The following is a 1,687-nucleotide window of genomic DNA, read 5'->3' on the forward strand; positions in this document are numbered from 1 at the left end:
TCTCTCAAAACTAAACAAAGTTTCGACGCTGTGTAGGTTTCCGTAATATTCCTTAGAAAGGAGGTGATCCAGCCGCAGGTTCTCCTACGGCTACCTTGTTACGACTTCACCCTAATCATCTGTCCCACCTTAGGCGGCTGGTTCCTAAAAGGTTACCCCACCGACTTTGGGTGTTACAAACTCTCATGGTGTGACGGGCGGTGTGTACAAGGCCCGGGAACGTATTCACCGCGGCATGCTGATCCGCGATTACTAGCGATTCCGACTTCATGTAGGCGAGTTGCAGCCTACAATCCGAACTGAGAATGGCTTTAAGAGATTAGCTTACTCTCGCGAGTTCGCAACTCGTTGTACCATCCATTGTAGCACGTGTGTAGCCCAGGTCATAAGGGGCATGATGATTTGACGTCATCCCCACCTTCCTCCGGTTTGTCACCGGCAGTCTCGCCAGAGTGCCCAACTGAATGCTGGCAACTGACAATAAGGGTTGCGCTCGTTGCGGGACTTAACCCAACATCTCACGACACGAGCTGACGACAACCATGCACCACCTGTATCCACGTCCCCGAAGGGAACGCCTGATCTCTCAGGTTAGCGTAGTATGTCAAGACCTGGTAAGGTTCTTCGCGTAGCTTCGAATTAAACCACATGCTCCACCGCTTGTGCGGGCCCCCGTCAATTCCTTTGAGTTTCAACCTTGCGGTCGTACTCCCCAGGCGGAATGCTTAATGCGTTAGCTGCAGCACTGAAGGGCGGAAACCCTCCAACACTTAGCATTCATCGTTTACGGTATGGACTACCAGGGTATCTAATCCTGTTTGCTACCCATACTTTCGAGCCTCAGCGTCAGTTACAGACCAGACAGCCGCCTTCGCCACTGGTGTTCTTCCATATATCTACGCATTTCACCGCTACACATGGAGTTCCACTGTCCTCTTCTGCACTCAAGTCTCCTAGTTTCCGATGCACTTCTTCGGTTAAGCCGAAGGCTTTCACATCAGACTTAAGAAACCGCCTGCGCTCGCTTTACGCCCAATAAATCCGGACAACGCTTGCCACCTACGTATTACCGCGGCTGCTGGCACGTAGTTAGCCGTGGCTTTCTGGTTAAATACCGTCAATACCTGAACAGTTACTCTCAGATATGTTCTTCTTTAACAACAGAGTTTTACGAGCCGAAACCCTTCTTCACTCACGCGGCGTTGCTCCATCAGACTTTCGTCCATTGTGGAAGATTCCCTACTGCTGCCTCCCGTAGGAGTTTGGGCCGTGTCTCAGTCCCAATGTGGCCGATTACCCTCTCAGGTCGGCTACGTATCATTGCCATGGTGAGCCGTTACCCCACCATCTAGCTAATACGCCGCGGGACCATCCAGAAGTGATAGCCGAAGCCATCTTTCAAGCTCGGACCATGCGGTCCAAGTTGTTATGCGGTATTAGCATCTGTTTCCAGGTGTTATCCCCCGCTTCTGGGCAGGTTTCCCACGTGTTACTCACCAGTTCGCCACTCACTCAAATGTAAATCATGATGCAAGCACCAATCAATACCAGAGTTCGTTCGACTTGCATGTATTAGGCACGCCGCCAGCGTTCGTCCTGAGCCAGGATCAAACTCTCAAATTAATGATGAGTTCTAAAAAGCTCATTTAAAGTTGTTCAAAAATTTATTTGCTAGCGAATTGACTTC

General features: G+C 50.4%; 1 rRNA gene. It reads right to left on the bottom strand.

What is annotated here, in order from left to right:
* Window positions 1–56: 56 nt before the first annotated feature.
* Window positions 57–1,623: ribosomal RNA gene (locus FFM82_RS13230) — 16S ribosomal RNA — on the bottom strand.
* Window positions 1,624–1,687: the final 64 nt, after the last annotated feature.

It is taken from the genome of Lactiplantibacillus plajomi, from assembly GCF_005405405.1.
GTDB classification, from domain to species: domain Bacteria; phylum Bacillota; class Bacilli; order Lactobacillales; family Lactobacillaceae; genus Lactiplantibacillus; species Lactiplantibacillus plajomi.